The 6,930-nt window shown below is 72.4% G+C and carries 3 protein-coding genes; all 3 read left to right on the top strand.

Annotated features, from left to right (window positions below):
- Nucleotides 1-150 precede the first annotated feature (150 nt).
- The 3 genes from AB0F40_RS27035 (at nucleotide 151) to AB0F40_RS27025 (ending at nucleotide 6,854) form a co-directional block, all read left to right on the top strand.
- Nucleotides 151-555 (top strand): hypothetical protein, encoded by a 405-nt coding sequence (locus AB0F40_RS27035; RefSeq protein WP_357475326.1) that lies wholly within the window; start codon nucleotides 151-153, stop codon nucleotides 553-555.
- A complete protein-coding gene (locus AB0F40_RS27030; protein WP_357475324.1) occupies nucleotides 552-2,681 on the top strand; it encodes a TIM-barrel domain-containing protein in 2,130 nt (709 codons plus the stop codon). Before AB0F40_RS27035 ends, AB0F40_RS27030 begins: the two co-directional genes overlap by 4 nt.
- Before the next feature lie 210 nt (nucleotides 2,682-2,891).
- Entirely contained in the window at nucleotides 2,892-6,854 is a 3,963-nt protein-coding gene (locus AB0F40_RS27025; RefSeq protein ID WP_357475322.1) for a LamG-like jellyroll fold domain-containing protein, read from the top strand.
- Nucleotides 6,855-6,930 lie beyond the last annotated feature (76 nt).

Here is a 6,930-nt window from a genome sequence, read left to right as displayed (position 1 = left end):
AAAACTCTCCCACACCCCCCCCCCACCCCACCTCCCGCCGTTACCGCTTGGGGGCCCCGGGGGGCGGGGGGCCCCGCGGCCCTGACTCGGCGTACCGAGAACGCCGGGTCAGGGCCGCAGGCCCGGCACGGCTCGCTCCCGGGACACACCTTGGCGGTCGGCGACGTCGTGACGCTCGACCTGCCGGTGGGCCCGCGTCTGACCTGGCCCGACCCGCGGGTCGACGCCGTGTGCGGCACCGTCGCGGTCGAGCGAGGCCCGCTCGTGCTCGCGCTGGAATCGGTGGACCTGCCCGACGGTGTGCTGCTCGAACAGGTGCGGCTCGACCCGGCTGTGGCGCCCCGCGCACAGGGCGACGGCGCGGTGGTGCGCGCCGTCGCGGTGCCGCTGCCCGGGGCCGGAGCGGGCACCCCGCCGTTCGCCGCTGCCCCGACGTCGGACACCGGGGCAGCGGCGTACGACCTGACCCTGGTGCCGTATCACCGCTGGGCCGAGCGCGGCCCGTCGACCATGCGCGTCTTTGTTCCCACTGCCCGACACGAGGAGTCCCGATGACCGACCCCACCACGCCGGTCCCCACCGCGGACCTGGCCGACCTGCCCGTCCGCGCCGACGGCGCACGCCTGACCTGGCGGGGCGGTGGCGAGACCCTGGTCGTCGAGCCGTGGGGCCGGGACAGCGTGCGGGTGCGCGCGACGGTCCTCGGCGACGTAGAGGACACCGACTGGGCGCTGCTGCCGCCCGCCATCGAGGCAGACGCCGCCGCGCACGAGAGCGCTCGGGTCGAGCTCCGGGCCGACGGCGCGACGCTCGTCAACGGCGGTCTCCGGGTGGAGCTCACGACGAGCACCGGGTTCCACGAGGTCGTCGGCTACGAGGTGTCGCACTGCGAGCTGGCCTTCTACGACGCCGAGGGCCGGTTGCTGCTGCGCGAGATCGACCGCGGCGGTTCGCTCCAGCTGCGCGCGCGGAACTTCCGCCCGCGGCTCGGCGACGACGGGCACACCCTCACGGCGTCGTTCCAGTCGGACCCGGACGAGAAGCTGTACGGGATGGGGCAGTATCAGCAGCACGTCCTGGACCTCAAGGGCTCCACGCTCGAGCTGGCGCACCGCAACTCCCAGGCGAGCGTGCCGTTCGTGATGTCGAGCGGCGGGTACGGGTTCCTCTGGCACGACCCGGCGATCGGGCGCGCGACGTTCGCCCGCAACCGCACCGAGTGGCACGCCGAGTCGACGAAGCAGCTCGACTACTGGGTCACCGCCGCGCGCACGCCCGCGCAGATCTCACGCGCCTATGCCGACGCGACGGGGCACGCGCCGATGATGCCGGAGCGCGGGCTCGGCTTCTGGCAGTGCAAGCTGCGGTACTGGAACCAGGAGCAGCTGCTGGAGGTCGCGCGCGAGCACCGTCGGCGCGGGCTGCCGCTGGACGTCATCGTCTCCGACTTCTTCCACTGGCCGAAGATGGGCGACTACCGGTTCGAGGAGGAGTTCTGGCCCGACCCGGCGGCGATGGTCGACGAGCTGCGCGAGCTCGGCGCCGAGCTCATGGTCTCGGTCTGGCCGCAGGTGTCGCTCGAGTCGGAGAACGACTCCTATCTGCGCCGGAACAACCTGCTGGTCCGCGCCGACCGCGGGCTCGACGTCCACATGTCGTTCCAGGGCCCCAGCACGTTCCTCGACGTGACCAACCCCGAGACGCGGCGCTGGCTCTGGGAGACCTGCCGGCGCAACTACGGCGCCCACGGCATCCGCACGTTCTGGCTGGACGAGGCCGAGCCGGAGTACGGCGTCTACGACTACGACGCCTTCCGGTACCACCTCGGTCCCGCCCTGCGCGTAGGCAACGTCTACCCGCAGGCGTTCGCGCGCGCCTTCTACGAGGGCCAGCGGGCCGACGCCGGGAGCTCTGCCGGTGAAAATGAGGTCGTCAACCTGGTCCGCTGCGTGTGGGCGGGCAGCCAGCGGTACGGGGCGCTGGCGTGGTCCGGCGACATCTCCTCGACGTTCGAGGATCTCGCCCGCCAGGTCACCGCGGGCATCCACATGGGAGTCGCGGGGATCCCGTGGTTCACCACGGACATCGGCGGGTTCCACCGGGGCGACGTCACCGACCCGGCCTTCCACGAGCTGCTCGTGCGCTGGTTCCAGCTCGGCGCGTTCAGCCCGGTCATGCGGCTGCACGGCGACCGGCTGCCCCGCGAGGACGTGGTCGCGGCGGACGGCTCACCGCGCCTGGCCTCGGGCGCTCCGAACGAGCTGTGGAGCTTCGGGGAAGAGGTCTACGGCGTGCTCGAACGCTACGTCCACCTGCGCGAGACGCTGCGGGACTACGTGCGCGACGCCATGCGGGCCGCGCACACCGACGGCCAGCCCGTGATGCGCGGCCTGTTCCACGACTTCCCCCACGACGCGCGGGCCTGGGACGTCGACGACCAGTTCCTGCTGGGCCCGGACGTCCTCGTCGCGCCAGTGCTGACCGCCGGCGCCCGCGAGCGTGACGTCTACCTCCCAGCGGGCGCCCGCTGGACCGACGCCGCCACCGGCGAGGTGCACGACGGCGGGGTGACCGTGCGCGCCGACGCTCCGCTCGACGTGGTGCCGGTGTTCCTGCGCGACGGCGCGCTGCCGCACGTGGTCGGCCGCACGACCGGCCGCGTGGCCCCGGGCACGCCCTAGATGCCGTCCCCCGCGACGTCGGCACCTTGCATCGAGGTCGGCACAGGCCTGGACCGACCTCGATGCGGACTGCCGACCTCGGCGCGCGGCCTGTCCGGCTGGGCAGCGTCGAACCGGTTCGACGGGCGATTCAGCCCCGGACCTCCAGGGCCGCACCAGCCCCACGAACCCCCAGTTCCGAACCCACGATGAGAAGGAAGGCACTCAACGATGAGCACGACACCTTCACGCAGTAGCGAACCCCGCAGCGGACCAGCCAGGCGCAGACCCCTGCGCACCGCCGTGGCGACTCTCGCGACGCTGGCGCTCGCCGGCAGCACGGCCGGCGCGGCGCTCGCGGCTCCGGCGACAGCCCAGGCGCTCCCCGCGCCGCACCTGCACTACACGATGGACGACGTCGCCGGCGACGTCGTGCCCGATGCCTCGGGGAACGGGCTGGACGGGGCGATCTCCGGTACCACCAGCCTGGTCGACACCGGGGGCGGCGGCACCGCGCTCGACCTGCCCGGCGGGGCGGACGGCGGGTACGTGACGATCCCGCGCGCCGCCCTGGAGGGCGCCACGGACCTCACCGTCTCGGCGCGGGTCCGCTGGGACGGCGCCGGAGGGGCGTGGCAGCGGGTCTTCGACCTCGGCACGGACTCCACGCGCTACCTGTTCGCCACGCCGTCGAACGGTGACGGGCGCCTGCGTACCGCGCTCACGACGAACGGCGGCGGGGGCGAGGCGCAGGTCGGCGGCTACGGGCCGCTGCGTGCCGAGGACTGGGTGACGCTCACGGTCACGCTCGACGCGGCGGCCGACCAGTTCACCACCTACCTCGACGGTGTGGCCGTCGGCTCGGCGCGGTCCACCGCGGCAGCCGGTGACCTGCTCACGGATGCCGCGCAGTCGGCGGGCTACCTCGGCCGGTCGTTCTACCCCGACCCGCTCCTGGACGGCGCGATCGACGACTTCCGCCTGTACCAGGCCGCGCTGAGCGCCGAGCAGGTGGCGGAGCTCGTGGAAGAGAGGCCAGACATGGTGGAGCTGACCAAGGACACCTTCGAGGTGCGCACGACGGTCGCGAGCGCGCCGGAGCTGCCCGAGGCGGTGCGGGCCTCCTACACCGACGGCTACGACCGCGACGTCCCGGTGGTCTGGGACGCGATCGACCCGGCGCAGTACGCGCAGCCGGGGGAGTTCGCCGTCACGGGTGACGCGGCAGGCACGCCGGTGACCGCTGCCGTCACCGTGCACCGGGGCGAGCTGCGGGTCGACCTCGGCTCGGCGACCGGGGCGTTCCACGGCGGGGCGTCCGGCACGCTGTACGGGCTCTACGGCGACGGGCTGCCCAGCGACAACCTCATCGAGGGCATGGGGATCCGGACGGTCTCGACCAAGGCGCAGGACGGACCCCAGCACCCGGGTGCTGACGCGCTCGAGGTGGTCCGGCCGCTCGCCGACGCCACTGACGGCGACGTCTACATCTACATGACCGACATCCACCGGGGGTTCCCCTACCAGTGGCCGGGCGACACACCCGAGGAGAAGCTCGACACCTTCGTGGACAAGATCGCCACGCAGGTGGACCAGGTGCTCGAGCTCCCGGAGGAGTACCAGGACAACGTCGTCTTCGTCCCGTTCAACGAGCCCGAGGGCAACATGTTCGGGACCGGGCAGTGGAGCTACGACGGCACGTCGTGGCTCGACGACCCGACGGACTACTTCGCCGCCTGGGACCGGGTCCACACCCTGATCAAGGACCGGATGCCGGGGGCGCGCATCGCCGGCCCGAACACCAGCATCCTGTACAGCCAGGTCAAGGGCTTCCTCGAGCACGCCGTCGAGGCCGGCACCGTCCCGGACGTCATCACGTGGCACGAGCTGTCACACCCGGAGAAGATCCGCGAGTCCGTGGCGACCTACCGGGACTGGGAGGCCGAGGTCTTCGCCGGCAGCGACCTGGCCGGCACCGAGCTGCCGATCAACATCAACGAGTACGCGTTCAACTACCACACCTCGGTCCCCGGCCAGATGATCCAGTGGATCTCGGCCATCGAGGACTCCAAGGTCGACGCCGACATCGCGTACTGGAACATCGACGGCAACCTGTCCGACTCCGCCGTCCAGTCCGACCGTGGCAACGGCCAGTGGTGGCTGTTCAACGCGTACGCCCGGATGAGCGGGAACACGGTCGAGGTCACGCCGCCCTTCCCGGGCGAGAACTACACGCTGCAGGGTGTCGCCACCCTGGACGAGGAACGTGCGATGGCGCGCACCATCGTCGGCGGGTCCGACGGCGCCGCCCCGGTCGAGCTCGTGAACGTCCCGGAGGACGTCTTCGGCGACGACGTCCGCGTCACCGTGCGCGAGATCCCCTGGACCGGCCAGCTCGGGGACTCCGCGCAGCCGCGCCATCTCGCCGAGACGACGATGCCGGTGACCGACGGGAAGGTCGTCGTCGAGTTCGACGGGGAGGCGCTGCCGCTGCTGCGGGAGTCCTCGGCGTACGAGATCGTCGTGACGCCCGCGGGCGTCGGCGAGAGCACCAGCACGGCGCCGACGACCTGGGAGGGCAGCTACGAGGCGGAGGACGCCACGCACACCGGCTCCGGCTACAGCCTGAACGGACCGGAGGGCTCACCGTCCGACGTGGGCAAGTTCTACACGTCCGGCGGGTACGACGTCGGCGGCCTGCGCACCGGCTCTGACCTGGTGCTGGACTTCGAGGTCACGGTGCCCCAGGACGGTACCTACGACCTGTCGGTGTTCGCCAACAGCCAGAACACCTACGAGGCGGTGGCGGAGCAGGGCCCGACCAACGTGTTCGTGCGGGTCGACGGGGAGGCGGAGCAGGAGCTCCACCTGCCGCTCGGCTACAAGTGGGTGGTCTGGGACCACGCCGACACGACCGTCGACCTCACGGCGGGCACGCACACCATCTCGCTCGCGGCACGGAGCCTCGACGGCGGCGCCACCCAGGGTGACGCGATCGTCGACCGCATCACCCTGGCACTGCCGGGCCCCGACGCCGAGACGTCCGTGTACGAGGCCGAGCACGCGACCCTCGACGGCGGGCGGGCGCTGTACGAGGCGCCCGACGGCGCCGACCCGGTGGAGATCTCCGGCGCCGGCGGCGTCGAGCTGGCCGACGGCGAGACCGCCACGTTCTGGGTCTACGCGCCGCGTGACGCCGAGGCGACGCTCGGCGTCGACACGCTAGGCACGGGCACGGGCACGGGCACGGGCACGGGCACGCTCGCGGTGAACGGCCGCGACGTCCTCGACCTCGCACCGGGCCGGGCGGCGCGGACCCACGAGGTGGCCGCACACCTGACCGGCGGCGTGAACAAGGTGGTCGTCACCGGCGGCGGCGACGGTGTCGTCGTCGACCGGTTGACGACGACACCCGGCACGGGGGAGCTCGCGGCGACGGAGTACCAGGCCGAGGACGCCGAGCTCGCCGGTTCGGCGAAGGTGTCCGACCTCTCGCTCGCCGAGGGCGGCCAGGCAGTGACGGACGTCGGGGGAGAGCCGGACAACGGCAGCACCCTGACGTTCCAGGTCGACGCCGGCCAGGCCGGCCCGCACGCCGTCGTGCTGCGGTACTCGAACCCGGAGCAGTCGCCCGCGTCGCACTACAACCCGGACCCGATCGCCCGCCGGGCGGACATCTCGGTGAACGGTGGCGCGTCGGCCCCGGTGCTCTTTCCGCACTCGTTCCACGAGAACAGCTTCTGGGAGAAGACGGTGGTGCTCGACCTGGAGGAGGGCGAGAACACGATCACCCTGAGCTCGCAGGAGGCGCCGAACTTCGACGGCGTCACCTTCGCGTCGGACGTCTGGCCCGACTTCCCGCTGCGGTCGCGCTGGGCGCCGATCGTCGACCGGATCACGGTGTCGCCGCTCGCGGCGTCCCGGGCCCCGGCGACCACCGAGGTGACGACGGAGACGGTCTGTCGCGGGCCGCGCGCGTTCCTCACGGTCAGCATGCGGAACGTCTCGGACGAGCCGCTCGACGTGCGGATCGCCGGCCCGCTCGGGAAGCGGGCGACTCAGGGCCTGGAGCCCGGTGACACCTGGCGCCAGACGTTCCCGGCGCGGTCGACGGCGCTGAAGGCAGGCTCCGTCACGGTGACGGCGGCCGGCGTCACCACCGAGCACACCTACCCGGCGGTGACCTGCGACTGACGCGGCACCCACTGGCCGGACGTCCGCCGTTGGTCGAGCTTGTCGAGACCTACCCAGGTCTCGACAAGAGATCGGA

Origin of the sequence: Promicromonospora sp. NPDC023987 (genome assembly GCF_040639055.1) — a bacterium.
Classification (GTDB): Bacteria; Actinomycetota; Actinomycetes; order Actinomycetales; family Cellulomonadaceae; genus Promicromonospora.
This window is presented reverse-complemented; position numbering and strand designations above follow the sequence as displayed.